The following is a 19,347-nucleotide window of genomic DNA, read 5'->3' on the forward strand; positions in this document are numbered from 1 at the left end:
TAGAGGCATGGCGCCCGAACAGCTGAGAGTCCTGATCACCAACGACGACGGCTACCGGGCTCCGGGGATCCGCGCGCTCGCGCCGGCGATCGTCGAGCTCGGGTACGACGTCCTCGTGGTCGCGCCGCTCGAGGACGAGAGCGGCGTCGGGTCGGCCCGGGCGGGGATGGTCGGGCGCCCGATCCGGACGGCGTCCGAGGAGGAGGCCGGGGTCACCTACGTCGGCATCGACGGTACGCCGGCTCTCGCGGTGACGCTGGCGTCCGTGGGGGCGTTCGGGCGGGCTCCGGATCTGGTCCTGTCGGGGATCAACCGGGGCCACAACATCGGCGTACCGATCTTCCACTCCGGCACCGTCGCCGCGGCGCTCACCGCCGCCGGGCAGGGGACGTCGGCGGTTGCCATCAGCATCGATTCGGAGGACCCGGCGCACTGGCGGACCGCGGCGGCGGTCGCCGGCGAGGCGCTCGGCTGGATCGCTCCGGAACCGGCCGGCACGGTGCTGACCATCAATGTTCCCGACCTTCCGCTCGACCGGCTGGCGGGTGTCCGTCACGCGTCGTTGGCCCCGATCAAACGTTCTCGTGTCACCGGGACGACCGCCCCGACCGGGGAGCCGATGATCGAGCTGGAAGCGCCGCGGCCCAATCCGGTCGCCGACTCCGACGAGGCGCTGCTCGCCGCCGGGTTCGTCACGGTCACGCCGATCGTCGGCATCCGGGAGGTCAAGGACGACGCGGCGGCCACCGCGCTCGCGAAGCGGCTCTCTTGAAGTTGTTTGTGGCCGGGTACGGCGCGGTTGATGCGCCGGCGTTGCTCTTCATCCACGGCCACGGCGGCGGCTACCACTACCAACGCTGCCAGGCCGAGCTCCTGTCGCAGGATCTCCACCTGATCGCCCCGGACCAGCGCGGCGTACTGCGGTCCGCCCCGCTGGCACCCGGCGAGCAGATCAACTTGGAAGCCCGTTCGTCCTAGAGGTAACCCAATAGCTCCGCGTTGGAGGCGACCGCCCAGGCCCACAGCTAAGGGGGGTACGTCGCGGATCTGAGGGGGTGCGCCTGATGTGGCGGTCCCTGCCCTCGACGGACGGTGGAGGGCAGACGGCGATCCACGCCGTGAGGAGGAGTTATGAAGCACATCGCCACCCTGGTCGCCGTACCGGTACTGACCTGCGGGTTCCTGCTGGTCGGCACGACCCAGGCTTCGGCGCGCTACGTCGACCCCGAGACCGGCACTCGTGGAGAACCTGTCGCGGTCATCCACGATCCGGGACCGATCGTCCAGGTCGACGACAACGTCGCCGAAGGACTGCAAGCCGCTGGAAGCGCCATCGGCGGAGCCGGTATCACGCTGGCAGCCCTCTGGGCCTACCGGCGTCGCCATCCGGTCGGCGCTCAGTGACCCGGCAGCCGTCGCTCAGCCAGAGCGGCGGCTGCCACCCGGCTCGTCGTACCGGTCTTCCGAAGAATGTTCGACACATGCACACTGACCGTCTTGTCACTGATGAACAACTCCCTGGCAATCTCCCCATTCGACCGCCCAGCCACCAAGAACCCCAAAACCTCCCGCTCCCGCCCGGTCAGCTCAGCCAACCGCGGATCATCGACAGCAGCCTCGACCGGCACCGGCGTACGGAGATCGACCCTCGCCCGCCGCGCCAACGCTTCGACCTCGACCCGCAACGGCTGGGCGCCCAGTTCGACCGCACACCGATGAGCCTCCCGCAGGAGCTCACCCGCCTTCGACGGCAACCAGCCACTGGACAAGCCCGCCTCGGCACACCGCCATCGAGCCATGGCCTCATGCCAACGGTTTCCCGCCGTACTAGCGGCCGCGACGACCCGCTGCCACAGCTCGGGCTGATCCGCAGTGTCGCGGCAGCGGGCCAACTCGGCCGCGAGCAGCGCCCGATCCGTCGCCTGCACGTCGGCACCGGACAGTGCGGCCTCGAACGGTTCCCGCGGCCACTTGGCGAGGACGCTGTCGATCATCGCCGCGAGTGCCGGTCCGTCGCCGTCGCGGGCGGCATCGGCCACCGCCCGTGCGAACGCGGGAAGAGCTTCGTCGTCGTCCGGCTCCGGGTAGTCCGGAACCGACAATCGTGGGCGTGCCCAGGTGACGGCCTCCTCGGCTCCGCCTTCGGCGATCATCAGTTCGATCCCGGTCAGCGTCATGTACGGGCGGTGTGGGTTGAAGTCCTCGGCCACCAGCTCCAGCGCCCGATCGAAGTGCTGCCGCGCCTCCTGGATCCGTCCCGAGCGCACGGCCAGCAGGGTCGCGGCCAACCTGACTCCGGCCCCTGGAATACCGGTGCAGCGTGCGGCCAGAGCCGACCGCAGCAGTTCCCGGGCTTCCTGCCAGCGGCCGAGGTCGATCAATTCGTCGGCAACCATGTAGGCCAGGAAATGAGCCCAGCTGCCGACACCTTCGACGACCGCGGTGTTGTAGGCCGCGCGAGTGCGCTCGGCGGCCTCGGCTCGACGGCCGAGCGCACGCAGGGCGGTGAAGCGCCAGAGGGCAGCGTCGCCCGCAACGTCGATATCCCCGCAGGATGTCGCCAGCTCCGTCGACAACTCCGCGTCGGCCAGTGAGGTCAGGGGCGACTTGACGTCCCCGACGGCCGCGCGGGCGCAGAGTGCTTTTCCGAGCGCTCGCGTCGAGCCTGACCTCTGGGCGACTCGGAACGCCTCGGCTGCATGCGCGGCATCGTCCGGCATGCCGTACATGGTCTCGGTCTCGGCCAGCTCGGCGAAGGCGGCCGCGCGCTCCGCACTGTCCGGAAAGTCCTCGGTCAACGCGATCGCCGCCCGTAACTCCTCCAGATCTGCCAGTGCGGGCGTTGTCGTCTGCCAGTCCGCGTCCGCCCGGGCGACGAGCAGATCGCAAGCCAGCAGCGGTTCCTGCTCGTTGTCCACCAGGCTGAGGGCCTCGGTGAGCAGCGTCACCTGGACTTCCGGCCACCCGGCTCGATCGCACGCGGTGCCCGCCCGACGGAGAAGTCCGATCCGGTCGTCTCGCGTTCCCCGAATCGCCGGTGACGCTGCCTCCCAGAGCGCGCACGCCCGGCGAAGCTGTATCGCCTCCTCGGTCGGCGCTCGCAACTGTGCCGCTTGATCGGCGGCGGCGATCGACCATCGGTAGGTCTCGTCAACGTGGCCGGCCTTCTCGTGATGGACGGCCAAGTCCGGCGCGAGACCCTCCGTCTCGTTGGCAGGCAGCGATTCGAGCACGTGGATGTAGTCGGCATGGAGCTCGATCGCTTGACTGGCAGGCAGACCGTCGTACAGGACCTCAGCCAGCAGCGGGTGCCGGAACCACCAGGTCTCGCCCGCGGCAGTCACCACGCCTCGGTCTTGCGCCTCCGACAGGCATGGAGGGATCACGGTGGAGTCCAGGCCGTTGATGGATGCGACCTCGGCTAGTACGGCGGATGAGGTTGGGCGGCCGCCTACGGCGAGGATTCTGGTGATCAGGCGGGACTGCTCGGGGAGGCTGTGCCAGGTGGCAAGGAGGGCCTCGCGGAGGGCGGTCGGGACGGTCGTGGGGAGGGCGTGTTCGCGGCCGGTCAGACCGCGGACCATCAGTTCGATGAGGTACGGGTTGCCGTCTGATCTGGTCAGGACCTCGCTGGCGAGTTCGATGTCGGGTGCTTGGCCGAGGAGGCCTTCGATCTGGGCGGTGGCGGCGTCCAGGTCCAGCGACTCCAACCGGATCTCGCTGAAGAGGGGCATTCGTCGCATGTCTGCCAGCCAGCCGTGCAGTGGATGGCCCTCCGGGCGTTCCTCGGTGCGGCAGGTGGCGAGCAGGATCAGGCGCTGGTCGCGGAAGCCGGCGATCAGGTACGACAGCACATCGAGTGAGGCGACGTCGGCCCACTGAAGGTCGTCGACCACCACCACAGTCGGCCGTCGGGCCGCGATCCGGTTCAGGACGAGGTCGACGAGCACCGGCAGCCTCGTCGTGTCGGCGGTGGTGCTTCCGAGGGTGGGCAGTAGGGCAGCGAGCCCGTCGATCCCGTCGAGCACCTCGGCCCGCTCATCGGAACTCGCCCAGGTCAGCCAGTCCTGCAACACCCCGGTGATCGGTGCGAATGGGACCGACGAGCTGCCGAAATGCACACACGATCCCCAGAGCACATTCAGCTCCGGATCTGAACAGATCTCGCGGGTCAGGCGGGTCTTGCCGATGCCGGCTTCGCCGTGGATGACGATTGCTTGGGGGACGCCGGTGACGGCGTGCCGTAGTGCGTCGCCGAGGAACTGTTGTTCGGCAGCGCGTCCGGCGAAGCGATGATCGGGCTGCGGACCCCCCATGTGTACTCAGTGAACACCCTGCGTCGCCTTACCGGGAGGCCTTGTTCAACTGGCCATTGATCAAGCGTTCGAGCCTTGGTGATCAGGTGCGGAGGCCTGCGATGAGGAGGGTGACCATGCGGCGGGCGTCGTACCCGGTGTTGTTGCCGGCGCCGATGCAGAGGTTGCCGACGCCGCGCATCAGTTCGTAGGCGTCCACATCCGAGCGGACCTCGCCGGCCGTGGCGGCCGCCTTGAGCAGTTGGGCGCACACGGGAACCAGGCGGTCGAGGAAGTAGGCGTGCAGATTCTGGAAGGCGGCATCGTCGGACTGCAGAGCCTCGGCAAGACCGTGCTTGGTGGCCAGGAAGTCGACGAACAGGTCGATCCAGCCGGCCAACGCCGCGTGCGGTGAGGTGCTGTCCGCCAGCAGCCGCGGACCCGCCTCGGCGCAGGCCTCGACCTGGTGCCGGTAGACGGCGACGATGAGGTCGGCTCGCGTCGGGAAGTGGCGGTAGATCGTGGCCACTCCGACGCGGGCCCGGCCGGCGATGTCACGGACGGGGGCGTCGACGCCAGAGTCGACGAAGGCCGCTGCGGCGGCATCCAGCAGCGTCTTCTCGTTCCGCCGGGCGTCGGCCCGCTTCCGCTGCGCCGGCGGCTCCGATCCGCCGTCGGCCTGCTTCCGCGGGGCAGGCTGGTCTGATCCGCTGCCGGGCATGGTCCTCCTTGCTAAACGGAACAGCGTTCCGTATGTTGGGTAACGGAACATCGTTCCGCATACCCATCATGCCAGGAGGAGCACCGCTATGCAGTACCGCACCTTGGGTCGCACCGGCGTCCAGGTCAGCACCCTCGCGCTCGGCGCGATGAACTTCGGCGCGATCGGCCGGACCGGCCAGGACGAGGCGACCGCGATCGTCGACGCCGCCCTCGAGGCCGGGATCAACCTGATCGACACCGCCGACATGTACGGCCAGGGCGAGTCCGAGGAGATCGTCGGCAAGGCCATCGCCGGCCGCCGCGACGACCTTGTGCTGGCCACGAAGGCGACCATGCCGATGGGGGACGAGCGCAACCATCAGGGCAGCTCGCGCCGCTGGCTGGTCACCGAGTTGGACAACAGCCTGCGCCGTCTCGGCGTCGATCACGTCGACCTCTACCAGATCCATCGCTGGGACCCGACCACCAGTGACGAGGAGACGCTGTCGGCGCTGACCGACCTGCAGCGCGCCGGGAAGATCCGCTACTTCGGTTCCTCGACGTTCCCGGCGTACCGCATCGTGCAGGCCCAGTGGGCTGCTCGCGAGCACCACCTCGGCCGCTACGTCACCGAACAGCCCAGCTACTCGATCCTGCAGCGCGGGATCGAGGCCCACGTCTTGCCCGTGATCGAGGAGTACGGACTCGACGCGCTGGCGTGGAGCCCGTTGGCGTCGGGCTGGCTGTCGGGTGCTGTCCGCGCCGGCCAGGAGATCAGCACCAACCGCTCGGTGGTGGCGCCTGAGCGCTTCGACACCACCCTTCCGTACAACCAGGCCAGGCTCGAGGCCGTCGAGCAGCTGGCCAAGGTGGCCGACGAGGCCGGCCTCACGCTGATCCAGCTTGCCCTCGGTTTCGTCACCGCCCACCCGGCCGTCACCAGCGCCCTCATCGGACCGCGAACCCTGGATCACCTGCACTCGCAGCTCGCGGCGGCCGACACCGTGCTGTCCGCCGACGTGCTCGACGCCATCGACACGATCGTTGCCCCCGGCACCGACCTCGCTCCGCACGAGAAGTTCGACACGCCACCCGCGCTGCTCGAGCCGTCGCTGCGGCGTCGCTGAAGGAGGACTTATGCCCAGTTTCGGGATCATGACCGCGCCGATGCAGGTCGACTACCAGGACGTACTGCGGGTGTGGCGCGAGGCGGACGCCATCCCGGAGATCGAGCACGCATGGTTGTTCGATCACCTGATGCCGATCGGCGGTGATCCGGGCGGACCGACATACGAAGGCTGGACGTTGCTCTCGGCGCTGGCCGCGCAGACCGAACGACTGCGCCTCGGCCTGCTTGTGACCAGCAATCGGTTCCGTCCGCCGGCGATGCTGGCCAAGATCGCCACGACCGTCGACATCGTCTCCGGCGGACGGCTCGACTTCGGTATCGGCGCGGGCTCACGACCGAGCCACCCACTGGCCCGGCGCGAGTACGACGCCCACGGCCTGCCGTACGACGACTTCGCGCACTCCGTCGGGAGCCTCGCCGAAGCCTGCACGGTGATCCGGCGGCTGTGGACCGAGGCCGAACCGTTCGACTTCGAGGGCGAGTACCACCGCCTCACCGGAGCGTTCGGCAACCCCAAACCGGTCCAGCGCCCGCACCCGCCGATCCTGATCGGCGGACGTTCGTCCGGCACGCTCCGGGTGGTCGCCGAGCACGCCGACCTGTGGAACATCCCAGGCGGCGACATCGACGACGTCGTACGCCGCAGTGCACTGCTGGACCGCTACTGCGCCGAGATCGGCCGCGACTCCGCGTCGATCACCCGCTCGATCCACCTGCCCGTCTCGTACACCCAACCGGGTGCCACCAAGGACGCGATCGCCGAGGCCGTCGACGCCGGCTTCGGGCACATCGTGCTCGGACTGCCGGACCCCTACCCGGCCCACGTCGCGCGGTGGGTTGCCGACGAGCTCATCGGCACCTCTTCCGTACCGAACAACGGGTAGTGGTCAGCCTCAGCCTCGGCGCCCCCGCGTGAAGAGCGGCCGCCGATCGACGTCGGAGGGGACCACTACCCGTTCTTCGGTACGCGTCGGTGTGAACCTCGTCGCTGAGCGCCGGGGTGGCGTGTGCCATGATCGGGCCGACGGTTGTGGAGGAACACCGGTGACCGGCTGCGGCCGGGATTCCGGGGCGGTCCCGCCACTGTGACCGGGTCGGTTCAGTCGCCGCCCGGGAGCCAGGACATCCGCGTCCGTCCGTCGGGCCGCGGTCTCCGCGGTACGGCGTACCAGCTGCCGTAGCGGGCGTGGATACCCGCTCGACGAAGGGACCCACCGCGATGCGGCCTGCCTCACCGTCCACCGGATTCCCGTTCACCGCGGTGGTCGGGATGGACGATCTCCAGCTCGCGCTGATCCTGGCCGCGATCTCCCCGGCGATCGGCGGTGTGCTGATCCGGGGTGAGAAGGGTACGGCGAAGTCGACCGCGGTCCGCGCCTTGACCGAGATCCTCCCGCCGGTGGACGTCGTCCCCGGCTGCCGGTTCTCCTGCGACCCTGAGCACCCGTCCGCCGACTGCCCTGACGGTCCGCACCCCGAGCCCGTCGGCGTCTTTTCTCGGGCGGCGCGGTTGGTGGAGTTGCCGGTGGGTGCCACCGAGGACCGGGTGCTCGGGTCGTTGCATCTCGAGAAGGCGCTGGCCGAGGGCATCACGGCGTACGAACCCGGGTTGCTCGCCGCCGCGCACCGCGGGCTGCTGTACGTCGACGAGGTCAATCTCCTGCACGACCACCTGGTCGACGTCCTGCTCGACGCCGCCGCGATGGGTGGCGCGACGGTCGAACGCGACGGGGTGTCGGTGACGCATCCGGCACGCTTCGTCCTGGTCGGCACGATGAACCCGGAGGAGGGGGAGCTCCGCCCGCAGTTGCTGGACCGGTTCGGCTTGACCGTCGACGTCGTCGCCAGCCGCGACCCCGCCGTTCGGGTCGAGGTCATGCGCGCACGACTCGGGTACGAGGCTGATCCGGATGCTTTCATCGCCCGGTACGACGGAACGCAGCGCGAACTCGCCGAGCGCATCGTCAAGGCCCGCGACCTGCTCGCCGAGGTGATCCTGACCGACGCCGCGCTCCGCCAGATCGCCGAGATCTGCGCGTCCTTCGACGTCGACGGGATGCGTGCCGACCTGGTCACCGCGCGTACGGCGGTCGCCCACGCAGCCTGGTCCGGCCGCACGGTCGTCGAGGTGGAGGACGTCCGCGCCGCCGCCAAACTGGCCCTCCCGCACCGCCGCCGGCGAAACCCCTTCGACGCCCCGGGCCTCGACGAGGAGCAGTTGGAGCAAGCGATCCAGGACAGCACGCCCCCGCAGGACCCGGACGACGACCCGGACGGCCCGGGAGGGGGAGCGGACCCCACGGATGCCGACGGCAGTCCAGCCGACACCGACCCGGCTGCCCACGACCGTGCCGAGGCGGAGCCCGGGACAGGCCCGGACGAGCGGCCCGGCCCGACGCCGGCGGGTCAGGTGGTTGGGAGTTCGGAGCCTTTCAAGGCTCGGTTGTTGAGTGTGCAGGCTGCTGGCGCGGGGGTTGCGGGACGGCGTTCCCGGGCGATCACCGAGGCCGGTCGCGTGGTGGGTGATCGGCAGCGCGTCGGGCGGGAGTCCGGGCGGCCGCATCTGCTGGCGACGATCCGGTCCGCCGCTCCGCACCAGTACGCGCGGGGGCGCACCGGCGCCGGCCTCGCCGTACGGGCGTCTGACGTGCGGTTCGCCGTCCGCGAGGGGCGTGAGGGCAACCTCGTCCTGTTCTGTGTCGACGCCTCTGGCTCGATGGGTACGAAGAAGCGGATGGGCGAGGTGAAGACGGCGATCGTCTCGCTGCTCCTCGACGCCTACCAGCGCCGCGACACCGTCGGCCTCGTCACCTTCGCGGGCGCCGACGCCACGGTCGCCCTGCCGCCCACCGGCAGTGTCGAGACCGCCGTACGACGGCTCGAGTCGCTGCCGACCGGTGGACGCACACCGCTCGCCGAAGGTCTGCTCCAGGCGGCCGAAGTACTCCGGATCGCCGCGATCCGCGACCCACGCCGCCGCCCCTTGCTGGTGCTCGTCACCGACGGCCGCGCGACCCACGGTGACAAGGCGTTCGCCAAGGCGAAGCAAGCGGCCGGATGGCTTGCCCAGCAAGGCATCTCCGCCGTCGTGGTGGACTGTGAACCGCGCCGCGGCGTCCGGCTCGGCCTGGCCGCGGAGCTCGCCGCCGATCTGGGCGCCGAGTACCTCGACCTCGGGGAAGTTGCCGCAGGCAGCCTCATTCGCACCGTCACCGAACGGAAGGCGGCCTGAGATGCCGAAGGGACAACCGGCCGTGGTGCCGGAGGACGGCCTGACCACCCGGCAACGCCGGAACCGCCCGCTGCTGATGGTGCACACCGGCGAGATGAAGGGGAAGTCGACGGCCGCCTTCGGGATGGCGTTGCGCGGCTGGAACCAGGGCTGGAACATCGGCGTGTTCCAGTTCGTCAAGAGCGCGAAGTGGAAGGTCGGCGAGGAGGGTGCGTTCAAGGCCCTCGGTCAGTTGCATGAGGCAACCGGTCAGGGCGGGCCGGTCGAGTGGCACAAGATGGGTGAGGGCTGGAGCTGGTCGCGCAAGGCCGGCACCGAGGAGGACCACGCCGCCGACGCGCTCGAGGGCTGGCGTGAGATCCAGCGCCGGATCGCCGCGGAGACCCATGACCTCTACGTCCTGGACGAGTTCACGTACCCGATGAAGTGGGGCTGGGTCGACGTCGACGAGGTGGTCGACACCCTCGTGAACCGCCCCGGCCACCAGTACGTCGTGATCACCGGCCGCAACGCGGACCCGCGGCTGGTCGAGGCCGCCGACCTGGTCACCGAGATGACGAAGGTCAAGCACCCGATGGACGCGGGCCAGAAGGGCCAGAAAGGTATCGAGTGGTGATCCCCCGGGTGGTCGTGGCGGCGCCGTCATCGGGCGCGGGGAAGACGACCGTGGCCGTCGGACTGATGGCCGCGTTGCGGCAGGCCGGGCACACGGTTGCCCCGTTCAAGGTCGGCCCGGACTACATCGACCCGGGCTTCCATGCGGTCGCCACCGGCCGCCCCGGGCGGAACCTCGACCCGATGCTGTCGGGTGAGGAGCGGGTCGCACCGCTGTTCGCGCACGGTTCCGTGGGCGCGGACCTGGCCGTCGTCGAAGGCGTGATGGGCCTGTACGACGGCGCCCTCGGGACCGAGGGGTACTCCTCGACCGCGCATGTCGCGAAGTTGCTCAAGGCACCCGTCGTACTGGTCGTGGACGCGTCGGCGGCCGGGCGCAGCGTGGGTGCCGTCGTCACCGGTTTCGTTGCCTTCGACACCGAGGTGCGGATCGTCGGCGTGATCCTGAACAAGGTCGGCTCGGACCGGCACGAGGCCGAGGTCCGGGCCGGCGTCGCGCCGACCGGCGTACCGGTGCTCGGCGTCCTCCGTCGCGACACCCGCCTCACCGTACCGAGCCGCCACCTCGGTCTCGTCCCGGCAGGCGAGCAACGCGAGCAGGCGACCACTGCGGTCGAGGCCGCCGCCGAACTGGTTCGGGCAGGCGTAGATCTGGAGGCCTTCGTCGCGGCCGCCCGAGCCGCCTCGCCGTACGACGCTGAGCCCTGGGACCCGGCCACCGAGGTGACCCCGGCCGACGACGGTCGTCCGGTGATCGCCGTTGCCGGCGGCCCCGTTTTCTCTTTCCACTACACCGAGACCACCGAGCTGCTCGTTGCCGCCGGCGCCGATGTCGTGGTCTTCGACCCGCTGTCCGATCCGTTGCCTGAGGCAACCGCAGCGCTCTACCTCGGCGGCGGCTTCCCCGAACTGCACGCGGAGGCGCTGTCGGCCAACGCCGCTCTGCGCCGTCAGGTGGCCACCGAGATCGCGGCCGGCCTCCCGGTGGTCGCCGAATGCGCCGGCCTGCTGTACCTGTGCCGGGAGCTCGACGGCCATCCGATGACCGGCGTCCTGCCAGCGACCGGCCGGATGACGAGCCGGCTGACGCTCGGCTACCGGACGGCGATCGCCGCGACGACGACCGCGTTCTTCGACGAGGGCCGCCGCGTGCGCGGTCACGAGTTCCACCGTACGGCGGTCGAGCTCGACGGCGAGGTGGATCCGGCCTGGTACCTGCCGGGTGGCGTCGAAGGGATCGCGTTGCCCCGGGTGCATGCGTCTTACCTGCATCTGCACTGGACGGCGAGCCCGGACGTCCCGGCCCGGTTCGTCGCAGCCGCGCGAGTCCATGCGGGGCTGGAGAAGTGAGGCTCGTCGTCGGGGTCGGCTTGCGCGCGGGTACGTCGTACCGTGAGCTCCGCGACCTGGTGGACGAGGCGCTGAGGTCAGCCGGCGGGGGAGAGGTGCGAACAGTGGTCACGGTGGAGGGGCGGGAGTCCGAGCCGGGGCTGCAACGGCTGGTGGCGTCGCTGCGGGCAGAGCTCCAGACTGCGTCGGCGGATGAGCTCGCACGGCAATCCGTGCCGACGCCCAGTGAGCGGGTCGAGCAGTTGGCGGGTACGGCGAGCGTCGCCGAGGCTGCCGTGCTCGTCACGGGGGCCGAACTGGTGGTCACCAAGCGCCGCTCCACGAACGCCACGGCTGCCGTGGGTCGATTGTCTGCTGCCCCTGGTTACACACCATCAGAACGTGAGGTGGTGCACCGGGTGATCGCCGAGCGGCGAGACGTCCGGCGAGGGTTTGTGGATACGCCCATCGACGACGAGGTACTGCAGCGGGTGCTGGAGGCGGCGCATCGGGCGCCGAGTGTCGGGTTGAGTCAGCCATGGGACTTTCTGCTGATCCGGGACATCGTCACGCGGCGGAAGGTGCACGACCTCGCGACCGCTCAGCGGGATGCGTTCGCGGCCTCGCTGCCGGCGGATCGGCGACGGGCGTTCGACGGGCTCAAGATCGAGGCGATCCTCGACACCCCGCTGAACATTGCGGTGACCTGCGACCCGGGTCGCGGCGGGCGGCATGTGCTCGGACGGCACGCGGATCCGCGGACGACCTGGTTCTCGGCCGCGATCGCGATCCAGAACCTGTGGCTGGCCGCGCGAGCCGAAGGCCTCGGCGTCGGCTGGGTCTCGTTCTTCGAGCCGGGTGAGGTGGCGGCGGTGCTCGACCTACCTGCGCACATCGACCTCATCGGGTACCTCTGCGTCGGGCACGTCGACGAGTTTGCATCTGCTCCGGAGTTGGTGCGCACGGGCTGGGCGACGCGCAGGCCGCTCGCCTGGGCGGTTCACGAGGATCACTGGGGTCGACGAGAAACATCGATTGTTGGTGATGCGCTGCAGGCCGTGGAGAGCGCCGTACCGACTGCTGGTCGGCAAACGGTGCGTGTGGTCGTGGGTGGCGATCCGGCGACGGATCTGGAGCACTCCGAGGCTCTGGTCGTCGTACTGGGAGCTGAGAAGCCGCCTGTTGATTTCGGTGTGCTCTGGCGGCCTGCGCGGACGCCGGTGGAGGCGGTCGAGCTCGGAGTCGAGATCGCACGGGATCTGGCGCTGCAGGGTGCCGGGGAGATCGTCGTACACCTCGTCGAGCGGTCCGAGGAGGCGGACGCCTTGGCGCGTGGGCTTCAGGTGGGTGCGTCGGCCTGTGGGATGGCACACTCCTCCGCATGACACCGGAGTCCACCATGTACGTGCCCGCGTTCACGATGAAACAGCGGGTGACGATGATGGCGAACAAGTACGAGCTGATCGCCACCAACCCGGACGGCAGCGACGGACCGCTGCTGGCGTTCGCGCAGCAGAAGCGGATGGCGTTCAAGGAGCAGGTCACCTTCTACTCCGACGACACCAAGTCCCAGCCGGTGTTCTCCTTCAAGGCGCGCAAGACGATCGATCTGGGCTCCGGGTACGACGTGTTCGACGCGAACGGGCAGCAGATCGGGTGGTTCAAGAAGGAGTTCGGCAAGAGCCTGCTGCGGTCCAGCTGGCAGCTCAGCAGCACCGGCGTGGAGTCGGACGGGACCGAGCGCAACCCGACCATCGCGATCGTCCGCCGGATCTGGGACTTCGTCCCGTTCATCGGTGAGATCCCGTTGCCGTTCATCTTCCACTTCGACTTCACCGAGCGGGGGAGCGGGCAGCCGGTACTCTCGGTCGAGCGGCGGATGTCGATCCGGGACCGCTACCGGATCACCGTCCAGGACCAGCGGATGGACTTCCGCGTCGCCGCCGCGATGACGGTGGCCCTGGACGCCCTCCAGAGCCGCTGAGCGCCCCACCTGAGTCGGAGCTGAGTCCGGCGTACGACCACGGTCGTACGCCGGACTCACTCTTTTGGGTGAACCGACCCTGAGACCCCTTGGTTCCGGCCTGTGCCGGTGCGACGCTTGACCCATGGGTGTAGCGCAGCGCAGTCGACGGTGGTTGGTTCCGGTCACGGCGGTCGCGGTAGTGGCAGGGGTGGGGGCACTCGGGCCGGTGGTCGCGGATGCCTCGCCGAAGCTGCCCGGGATCAGCGCGCAGGAGCTGCTGGCCAAAGTGCAGACCGCGAAGGTCGACGGTCTGAGTGGCACCGTCCGCTCCGACACGGACCTCGGCCTGCCCGCGCTCCCCGGCGTCGGGGGCGGCAACCAGCTCACCGAGCTGCTCTCCGGCGAGCACACCGCCCGAGTGGCGTTTGCAAGCCCGGACAAGGCTCGGGTATCGGTGCTCGACAACATGGCCGAGCGGGTCTGGACGACCGACGGCAAGTCCGCGTGGGCGTACGACTCGTCCAGGCGTGAGGCCGTCAAGCTGACCGTGCCGGCGCACTCGGCGAAGCCCGAGGCGGCGCCGGAGTCCTACGACCCGCAGGCGGTGGCCAAGCAGTTCCTCGACGCGATCGACCCGACCACCAAGGTCGACGTGAGCGGCACGGAGAAGGTCGCCGGCCGCGATGCGTACAAGCTGCGCCTGGTGCCGAAGACCGACAAGACGACCGTCGGCTCGGTGACGCTGGCGATCGACTCCAAGACCTGGGTCCCGCTCGAGGTGACTGTGATGCCGCGGACCGGCAAGGACCCGGCCGTCCAGCTCGGCTTCTCCGCGGTGTCGTTCGACGTACCGGCCGCGAGCACCTTCGCGTTCACCCCGCCGAAGGGTGTGAAGGTGACGGAGGAGAAGGCGCCGCAGACGCGCGAGGTCCCGAAGCAGGTCACCCCGCCGAAGGGCGTCAAGCCCCGTACGGCGGACTCCGACCGGCCGACCGTGATCGGTCAGAGCTGGGAGAGCGTGGCGATGGTGCGCGGCGTGAAGACCACCGGGAACGGACCGCTCGACCAACTGCTGCTCAAGGCGCCGACCGTCCAGGGCTCGTGGGGCAAGGGCAAGATCGTCACCAGCAAGATGGTGAGCGCCCTGATCACCGACGACGGCCGCGTCTTCATCGGCCTGGTCACCCCGGACACCCTCCAGGCCGCCGCAGCGAAGGCCCCCCGCTGACCGTGGACGCCCCTGTGGTCACCCATGGGCTGACCAAACGCTTCCGGGGTGGGCAGGTGGCAGTGGATGCGGTCGACCTAGAGGTGCCGGCGGGCAGTGTGTTCGGCTTCCTCGGGCCCAACGGCTCGGGGAAGACGACGACCATCCGGATGCTGCTCGGGCTGATCGCGCCGACAGCAGGGTCGGTCGAGTTGCTCGGCGAGCCGATGCCGAAGGCGCATCTGCAGGTGCTCCCGCGGGTCGGCGCTTTGGTCGAAGGCCCTGCGTTCTACCCGTTCTGGACCGGGCAGGCCAACCTGCTCAGGTTCGACGCGGCGGACCGCACTGCTGACCCCAAGACCCGCAAGGCCCGCGCGGGGGAGGCCCTCGAGCGGGTCGGACTGTCGAACGCCGCCGGCAAGAAGGTCCGCGCGTACTCACTCGGCATGCGGCAGCGCCTCGCCATCGCGGTCGCACTGATGCAGCGCCGGGAGCTGCTGGTTCTCGACGAGCCGACCAACGGCCTCGACCCGCAGGGCACCCGCGAGGTCCGGCACTTGATCCGCGATCTCGCGAACGACGGGACCACAGTCTTCACCTCGACCCACCTGCTGGCCGAGGTCGAGCAGGTCTGCACCCACGCCGCCGTGATGAGCCGCGGCCGCCTGGTCCGCCAGTCCACCGTCGCCGATCTGCGCGCCGAGCTTCGGCCCCGCCTGATCGTGCGTACGCCGGACCTCGGCCAGGCAGCCGACACACTGCAGGGCCTGGGCGTCACCGATCTGCGCACCACCGCCGAGACTGTCGAAGGCGACCCCGGCGAGCTCCCGATGGAGAAGTTCGCCGCCGCGCTGGTCGCGGCCGACGTCCGGATCCACGGCTTCGGCCTGGAACGTCCCAGCCTCGAAGACGCCTTCGTCGCGCTCACCGGGGAGGGCTTCGATGTCGCCGAGTAACGAGACGGCTGTCGCCGATGCGGTGACGATCGGCCGGCCTGACACCGGACGGCACACACTCGCGCTGTTCACCTCGGAGCTGCACCTGGTCTTCGGGCGCGCCCGGACCCAGGTCGGGCTCGGCGTCCTCGCGGCCGTCCCGCTGCTGATCGGGATCGCGATCAAGCTCTCCGGCAACGACAACGGCGCCGAGGGATTCCTCGGCCAGGTCGCCGGCAACGGGCTGTTCCTGATCGTCGCGAGTCTCGGCCTGTCGTTGCCGTTCTTCCTCCCGACCGCGGTGACGGTGATCTCGGGGGAGTCCCTCGCGGGCGAGTCCAGTCTCGGCACCCTGCGGAACCTACTGACCGCACCGGCCGGCCGGTCCCGGTTGCTGGCGGCGAAGATGGTCGCGCTCGCCGTCTTCTGCCTGGCCGCGACGATGACGATCTGGATCTCCGGGCTGATCGTCGGATTCATCCTGTTCCCGGTCGGCGACGTACTGCTGCTGTCCGGGACGACGGTCTCCCTCGGCGAGGGCCTGTTGCGCGCTCTCGGGATCGCCGTGGTGATCTCGGGGTCGCTGCTCGGGCTGGCCGGGATCGGGCTGTTCGTGTCGTCGCTGACATCGACCCCGCTGGCCGCGATGGCCGCGACCTTCGGCACGTTCATCGTGCTCGGCATCCTGACCGCGATCCCGCAGCTCCACGCGATCCACCCGTGGATGCTGATGTACCGCTGGCCGTCGTTCGCCGACCTGCTCCGCGACCCGCCGTACTGGCATGAGATCGGCCGCAACCTGCTCGTGCAGGCCGCGTACCTGGCCGTCTTCTACGCCGCCGCCTGGGCGCGCATCACCAGCCGCGACATCACCTGACCCATCCCTGAGAGACTGGACGGGTGGAAGCCGACCTCGTAACGGTACTGCGGTGTCCCGTCTGCGGTGATGCCCTCGCGCTGACCGACCGTACGGCGAACTGTCCACGCAACCACGCGTACGACCTGGCCAAGCAGGGCTACCTCAACCTGTTGCCCTCAGCATCCAATGGCATCGACGGCGACTCGGCCGCGATGGTCGGCGCCCGCACTGTCTTCCTCGGCGGCGGCCACTACGCGCCGATCCGGGACGCGCTGATCCTCCAGGCCGCGAGCCTCCAAGCCGACGATCTGGTTGTCGAGGTGGGCGCAGGCACTGGGTACTACCTCGCCGGTGTGCTCGGGACAGCAGCCGGCCGCCGCGGAATCGCCTTGGACGTCTCCAGGTACGCCGCTCGCCGCGCGGCCAAGGTGGACCCACGGATCGGGTCGGTGGTGTGCGACGCGTGGCGTGAGCTGCCGCTGCTGGATGACTCGGCCCAGCTGATGCTGAATGTGTTCGCCCCCCGCAACGCCGCTGAGATGGCCCGCGTACTCGCGCCCGACGGCGCACTGCTCGTGGTCACGCCGAACCAGCAGCACCTGGCCGAGCTGGTCGGCGTACTGGGACTCGTCACGGTGGACGAGGAGAAGGAACGCCGGCTGCAGGAGTCGTTCGCCGGCGTGTTCGTGCGCACCGGCTCCGAGGTGATCGAGGACGCGATGCGGCTCGACCGGTCAGCGGTCGAGCAGTTGGTGCTGATGACGCCGAGCGCGCGGCATCTGAACTACCGCGAGCTGCTCGGGAAGATCGCCGTACTGCCGGAGCCGGCCCTGGTCACGTTGTCGGTCACGCTGTCCACCTGGCGACCCGTCGGCTGAGGCGGACGCCCGCCACTCACCAACCTCCCGTGCTCCGAGCGGATCACGCTCGGAGCTCGGCCGGCGCCGGCCATCGGTGGAGGTTGGTGAGTGGTGCAGGTCCGCGGGTCAGGCCGCGTTGGCGGTGAGCTCGCGCGCCACCACGGTGCCGTGCTGCTCCGCGCTGACGAGCGCCTCGGATTCCGACACCTTCGAGGCGTCGATGAGCTCCTCCATCCCCGGGGTGACCGGGGCGAGGGTGAGCTCGGCGGCGGCGGTCCGGATGTTCATGCCGAGGATGTCGCCGAAGACGCGCTCCAGGTACGGCGTGGCGTGGTCCCAGCCGTGCTTCGGGGTGCCCGGGCTGTAACCGCCACCGCGAGCCAGCGTGAAGATGACCGGGCGGCCGGCCGTCGGGCTGGGCCCGCGAACCAGTTCCATGTCGATCAGCAGCAGGTCGATCCAGGCCTTCACGTGCTGTGCGATGCCGTAGTTGTACAGCGGGACCGCGAGCAGGATCGCGTCGGCGTTCTTGACCTCGGCCGCGAGGTCCGCGGCGAGTGCCTTGGCCTCCGCCAGCGGCATCCGTTCGCCGTCGGTGGTGGGCTCCTCGCCGACCTGGGCCGCGGCCAGCGTCGGCCACACGGTCGCGGGCAGCGGGTGCAGCCCGAGATCGCGCCGGACCACGACGCCGTCCGGGTGTTCCGCCTTCCAGGCGGCCTCCGCGCTGTCCGCCAGGGCGCGGGACACCGATCCGTCCAGGCGGATGCTGGCGTCGACGCGTAGCAGGGTGCTCATGTCGTCTGTCTCCATCGAGTGAGGGGGCGTAGCTCGCTTTGAGCTGCTCCGAAGATAATCTGTTGAGCAGAACATATTCAAGTCAGATCGTATTCCGGGTGGCATACACCACGTACGATGGGAGCCGTGACCAGTTCTTCGCCCGAGGTTGCGACCCGGGCCAGCCGAGGGGTCGAGCCCCCGACCGCCAGTGGCGCGCCGGTGGAGTCCGACCTCGGCTGGGCGCTGGGCGTGGTGTTCCGCCGGTATGCGAAGGCGGCCGCCGCCGCCCTGGACGACGTGCCGGGCGGACCGCGGGGTTATCAGGTGCTCGCCACGGCGTGTTCGGAAGGACCGCGGCGGCAGCTCGACCTGGCTGCGCAGCTCGGAGTTGACCGCACGGTGATGACGTACCTGCTGGACGACCTGGAGAAGGCTGGCCTGGTGCACCGCCAGCCGGACCCGGCCGACCGCCGGGCGCGGCTGATCGTGCCGACCGACCAGGGCGTCGAGACCCTGTGTGACCTGGAGCGACGCCTGGCCACCGCCGAGGAGGAGGTGCTCGGCATCCTCGACGAGTCCGAGCGCTCGAGCTTCCGGATGCTCCTGCGCCGGGTCGCGATGAAGGCGAACGCGGTGGACCCGCTGCACAACGCCTGTGCGCTGGCCGACGAAGCGGTCGACCCCGCCGATACCTGAGCTAGGGCGTGTCTCCCAATCCCCCGCCTACTGCGCGGCACTCGGCACGGCACCTGCTCGCTACGGCGCGGGATTGGGAGACACGCCCTAGTGCAGCGGCACGAAGCCTGACTCGTACGCGCGGATCACGGCCTGCGTGCGGTCCCGCGCGTTGAGCTTCGCCAGCACATTGGCGACGTGGGTCTTGACCGTCTGGAGCCCGAGGATCAGCTCGCCCGCGATCTCCAGGTTCGAGAGTCCGCGCGCCATCAACCGCAGCACCTCCTGCTCGCGGTCGGTCAGTTGGTACTCATCCAGGCCGGTAGGCCGCGGTGGCTGCGTGCCCACGTGCGCCAGCGCGAGCGCCCGGATCGCCTCCGGGAACAACAGCGACTCGCTTCCGGCGACCGTACGGATGGCCGCGATGATGTCGTCCGGCGGTGTCCGCTTCAGCAGGAACCCGGACGCCCCGGCGCGGAGTGCGTCGTACACGTAGTCGTCGTTCTCGAAGGTCGTGACGACCAGTACGCGCGGCGCCGGGTCGAGGTTCTCCAGCAGCAGCCGGGTCGCCTGGATCCCGTCCACGGCGGGCATCCGGACGTCCATCAGCACGACGTCGGCGCCGGTCCGGCGGACCACCGGCAGGACCTCTGCGCCGTCCCCGGCCTCGCCGACGACCGTGAGGTCGGGCTCGGCGTTGATGATGGCGCGCAACCCACTGCGGATCAGCGGCTCGTCGTCGACCACGACCACCGACAGGCTCATG

General features: G+C 69.8%; 19 protein-coding genes and 1 riboswitch. Of the genes, 15 read left to right on the plus strand and 4 right to left on the minus strand.

Annotation, left to right across the window (positions count from 1 at the left end):
* The first annotated feature begins 7 nt into the window (after positions 1-7).
* From surE to ACZ3HV_RS02120, 3 genes are all read left to right on the plus strand, one after another.
* Entirely contained in the window at positions 8-772 is a 765-nt protein-coding gene (gene surE / locus ACZ3HV_RS02110) for a 5'/3'-nucleotidase SurE (RefSeq protein WP_465679990.1), read from the plus strand.
* Positions 769-978, plus strand: coding sequence for an alpha/beta fold hydrolase (locus ACZ3HV_RS02115; protein WP_465679992.1), 210 nt, complete (start codon positions 769-771; stop codon positions 976-978). The genes surE and ACZ3HV_RS02115 overlap by 4 nt, the downstream gene beginning before the upstream one ends.
* Positions 979-1,131: 153 nt before the next feature.
* Entirely contained in the window at positions 1,132-1,404 is a 273-nt protein-coding gene (locus ACZ3HV_RS02120) for a hypothetical protein (RefSeq protein WP_465679994.1), read from the plus strand.
* Here the strand turns inward: ACZ3HV_RS02120 and ACZ3HV_RS02125 are convergent.
* Positions 1,398-4,316, minus strand: a complete 2,919-nt coding sequence (locus ACZ3HV_RS02125) for a helix-turn-helix transcriptional regulator (RefSeq protein ID WP_465679996.1) — start codon at positions 4,314-4,316, stop codon at positions 1,398-1,400. The two genes, ACZ3HV_RS02120 and ACZ3HV_RS02125, sit on opposite strands and share 7 nt — an antisense overlap.
* Before the next feature lie 82 nt (positions 4,317-4,398).
* The gene (locus ACZ3HV_RS02130) at positions 4,399-5,016 is read right to left on the minus strand and encodes a TetR/AcrR family transcriptional regulator (RefSeq protein WP_465679998.1); all 618 of its coding nucleotides are present in this window, start codon (positions 5,014-5,016) and stop codon (positions 4,399-4,401) included.
* 88 nt (positions 5,017-5,104) lie between these two features.
* Here ACZ3HV_RS02130 and ACZ3HV_RS02135 point away from each other — a divergent pair, with 88 nt between their 5' ends.
* The 11 genes from ACZ3HV_RS02135 to ACZ3HV_RS02185 all read left to right on the plus strand — a co-directional run bounded on the left by ACZ3HV_RS02135 (position 5,105) and on the right by ACZ3HV_RS02185 (position 17,147).
* Positions 5,105-6,124: an aldo/keto reductase gene (locus ACZ3HV_RS02135; RefSeq protein WP_465679999.1), complete on the plus strand. Its 1,020-nt coding sequence runs from the start codon at positions 5,105-5,107 to the stop codon at positions 6,122-6,124.
* 10 nt (positions 6,125-6,134) lie between these two features.
* Positions 6,135-7,010 carry an LLM class flavin-dependent oxidoreductase gene (locus tag ACZ3HV_RS02140; RefSeq protein WP_465680001.1) on the plus strand — a complete coding sequence of 292 codons (876 nt, stop codon included), beginning with the start codon at positions 6,135-6,137 and terminating at the stop codon, positions 7,008-7,010.
* A 127-nt stretch (positions 7,011-7,137) separates the two neighbouring features.
* Positions 7,138-7,274, plus strand: a riboswitch (cobalamin riboswitch).
* Between the two features lie 71 nt (positions 7,275-7,345).
* Positions 7,346-9,358, plus strand: a complete 2,013-nt coding sequence (locus ACZ3HV_RS02145; protein WP_465680003.1) for a putative cobaltochelatase — start codon at positions 7,346-7,348, stop codon at positions 9,356-9,358.
* A gap of 1 nt (position 9,359) precedes the next feature.
* Entirely contained in the window at positions 9,360-9,974 is a 615-nt protein-coding gene (gene cobO, locus ACZ3HV_RS02150) for a cob(I)yrinic acid a,c-diamide adenosyltransferase (RefSeq protein ID WP_465680005.1), read from the plus strand.
* The gene (locus ACZ3HV_RS02155) at positions 9,971-11,323 is read left to right on the plus strand and encodes a cobyrinate a,c-diamide synthase (protein WP_465680007.1); all 1,353 of its coding nucleotides are present in this window, start codon (positions 9,971-9,973) and stop codon (positions 11,321-11,323) included. The genes cobO and ACZ3HV_RS02155 overlap by 4 nt, the downstream gene beginning before the upstream one ends.
* Positions 11,320-12,687 (plus strand): 5,6-dimethylbenzimidazole synthase, encoded by a 1,368-nt coding sequence (bluB, locus tag ACZ3HV_RS02160; RefSeq protein ID WP_465680009.1) that lies wholly within the window; start codon positions 11,320-11,322, stop codon positions 12,685-12,687. The genes ACZ3HV_RS02155 and bluB overlap by 4 nt, the downstream gene beginning before the upstream one ends.
* Positions 12,684-13,286: an LURP-one-related family protein gene (locus ACZ3HV_RS02165; RefSeq protein WP_465680011.1), complete on the plus strand. Its 603-nt coding sequence runs from the start codon at positions 12,684-12,686 to the stop codon at positions 13,284-13,286. The genes bluB and ACZ3HV_RS02165 overlap by 4 nt, the downstream gene beginning before the upstream one ends.
* Before the next feature lie 124 nt (positions 13,287-13,410).
* Positions 13,411-14,496: a LolA family protein gene (locus ACZ3HV_RS02170; RefSeq protein WP_465680013.1), complete on the plus strand. Its 1,086-nt coding sequence runs from the start codon at positions 13,411-13,413 to the stop codon at positions 14,494-14,496.
* Between the two features lie 56 nt (positions 14,497-14,552).
* Complete coding sequence (locus ACZ3HV_RS02175; protein ID WP_465680015.1) at positions 14,553-15,431, plus strand: ABC transporter ATP-binding protein; 879 nt, start codon at positions 14,553-14,555, stop codon at positions 15,429-15,431.
* On the plus strand, positions 15,418-16,287 hold the full coding sequence (locus ACZ3HV_RS02180; protein ID WP_465680017.1) for an ABC transporter permease: 870 nt from the start codon (positions 15,418-15,420) through the stop codon (positions 16,285-16,287). Before ACZ3HV_RS02175 ends, ACZ3HV_RS02180 begins: the two co-directional genes overlap by 14 nt.
* A 23-nt stretch (positions 16,288-16,310) precedes the next feature.
* Positions 16,311-17,147: a putative RNA methyltransferase gene (locus ACZ3HV_RS02185; RefSeq protein WP_465680019.1), complete on the plus strand. Its 837-nt coding sequence runs from the start codon at positions 16,311-16,313 to the stop codon at positions 17,145-17,147.
* A 108-nt stretch (positions 17,148-17,255) separates the two neighbouring features.
* Here the strand turns inward: ACZ3HV_RS02185 and ACZ3HV_RS02190 are convergent, their stop codons facing one another.
* Complete coding sequence (locus ACZ3HV_RS02190) at positions 17,256-17,924, minus strand: FMN-dependent NADH-azoreductase (RefSeq protein WP_360378319.1); 669 nt, start codon at positions 17,922-17,924, stop codon at positions 17,256-17,258.
* Positions 17,925-18,041: 117 nt separating this feature from the next.
* Between ACZ3HV_RS02190 and ACZ3HV_RS02195 the strand changes: the two genes are divergently transcribed.
* Complete coding sequence (locus ACZ3HV_RS02195) at positions 18,042-18,602, plus strand: MarR family winged helix-turn-helix transcriptional regulator (RefSeq protein WP_465680022.1); 561 nt, start codon at positions 18,042-18,044, stop codon at positions 18,600-18,602.
* 87 nt (positions 18,603-18,689) lie between these two features.
* Here the strand turns inward: ACZ3HV_RS02195 and ACZ3HV_RS02200 are convergent, their stop codons facing one another.
* Positions 18,690-19,346, minus strand: coding sequence for a response regulator transcription factor (locus ACZ3HV_RS02200; RefSeq protein WP_465680024.1), 657 nt, complete (start codon positions 19,344-19,346; stop codon positions 18,690-18,692).
* Position 19,347 lies beyond the last annotated feature (1 nt).

The sequence above is a fragment of the Kribbella sp. NPDC020701 genome (assembly GCF_055562215.1).